The sequence below is a fragment of the Dyella acidisoli genome (assembly GCF_030160295.1).
Taxonomy (GTDB): Bacteria; Pseudomonadota; Gammaproteobacteria; order Xanthomonadales; family Rhodanobacteraceae; genus Dyella_B; species Dyella_B acidisoli.
On sequence record NZ_BSOB01000048.1, the window covers coordinates 1 to 1,121 of the forward strand.

At 64.1% G+C, this 1,121-nt stretch carries 1 protein-coding gene; it reads left to right on the forward strand.

The annotated features are described in order from the left end of the window. Positions 1-43 precede the first annotated feature (43 nt). The gene (locus QQJ86_RS18750) at positions 44-1,114 is read left to right on the forward strand and encodes an IS30 family transposase (protein ID WP_284322502.1); all 1,071 of its coding nucleotides are present in this window, start codon (positions 44-46) and stop codon (positions 1,112-1,114) included. Positions 1,115-1,121 lie beyond the last annotated feature (7 nt).

The following is a 1,121-nucleotide window of genomic DNA, read 5'->3' on the forward strand; positions in this document are numbered from 1 at the left end:
GGCGGTTTCTAAACTCAAGTGCATCACTTGAGTGGAGAAGCGGATGAGGCGGAGGTATGAGCACCTGAGCGCCGAAGAGCGTGGCGCGATCATGGCCATGAAGCATGAGCAGACGAGCGACCGGGCCATTGCCGATGCCCTGGGGCGAGCACAGAGCACCATCACCCGTGAGTTGCGGCGTAATGGCTACAAGGCGTTGAAGGAGTGCGGCCCAATGGGACGCCCACGGATCGCCGGTGGCTACGATGCCACCCGTGCTGGGAGGCGCGCTCATCGTTTACGCCACCAGCCACGAGTAGCGCGCAAGCTGGATCTGCAGGGGCCGTTGTGGTCACGCGTTCATGCTTGGCTGCGCCAACGCTGGTCCCCGGAGCAGATCGCCCGCACACTGCGGGAACGCTACCCCGAGCAAGCGGCGATGCAGGTGTCCCACGAAACCATCTATACCGCGATCTACGCGATGCCGCGGGGCGAGTTGCGCCGCCAGATCGTCGGGCTACTTCGGCAGGCCCGAGGGACGCGCCGACGTACGCGCCAAGGCGACGAAACCCGTGGCCGTTTGCCCGACCTGCCCAGCATTCATCTGCGCCCGCCCGAGGCCAACGAGCGTCTGCTCCCGGGGCATTGGGAAGGGGATCTGATCATCGGCGGCCATAACCGCTCGGCGATCGGCACGCTGGTGTGTCGCTACAGCCTGTTTACGATGCTGGTCAAGGTGGAGGACAGCACCGCACTGGGCGTGTTGGAGGGCTTTGCCCGTACATTCACTCCGTTGCCCGAGGAGCTGCGCAAGACGCTGACCTACGATCAAGGCAAGGAGATGGCCTTGCATCGCACGCTGAGCGCACGGACCGGCCTGGCTATCTATTTCGCCGACCCGCACAGCCCCTGGCAGCGCGGCATCTGCGAAAACACCAACGGCTTGCTACGTCAGTACTTCCCCAAAGGCACAGACCTGTCCGTGCACAGCCAGGCGCAGCTGGACGCCGTTGCGTGGGAGTTCAACACTCGCCCTCGCAAGACACTCGGCTGGCGTTCGCCGGCCGAGGTGTTCTTCGAGCACTACATCCAGGCTCGCGATGGACTGGCGCCAGCTGATGCACTTGGAGGTTGAATCTGCC